The sequence below is a fragment of the Rhodococcus sp. IEGM 1354 genome (genome assembly GCF_030056855.1).
Classification (GTDB): domain Bacteria; phylum Actinomycetota; class Actinomycetes; order Mycobacteriales; family Mycobacteriaceae; genus Rhodococcoides.
Genome location: NZ_JASHKT010000040.1, coordinates 1 through 285 on the forward strand (window position 1 = coordinate 1; position 285 = coordinate 285).

The 285-nt window shown below is 66.3% G+C and carries 1 protein-coding gene; it reads right to left on the reverse strand.

Going from position 1 to position 285, the window contains the following annotated elements; all coding sequences use genetic code 11:
• A partial coding sequence (locus QM588_RS25610; protein ID WP_283317434.1) for an acetyl-coenzyme A synthetase N-terminal domain-containing protein occupies positions 1-285 on the reverse strand: 285 nt, incomplete at both ends.

The following is a 285-nucleotide window of genomic DNA, read 5'->3' on the forward strand; positions in this document are numbered from 1 at the left end:
CCTCGGGGATCATGGGCATGTAGATCGCGACGCGGTCACCGGACACGAGACCGAGTTCGGTGAGGGTGTTGGCGGCCTGGCTGACCTCGGCGAGCAGATCGGAGTAGGTGATGTCGCGGCTGTCGCCGGGTTCACCTTCCCAGTGGATGGCGACCTGGTCGCCGTGGCCGTCGACTACATGCCGGTCGACGCAGTTGTAGGCGACGTTGAGCTCGCCGTCGGCGAACCACTTGGCGACGGGGGCGTCGGACCAGTCGAGGACTTCGGTGAACGGGGTGTGCCAGT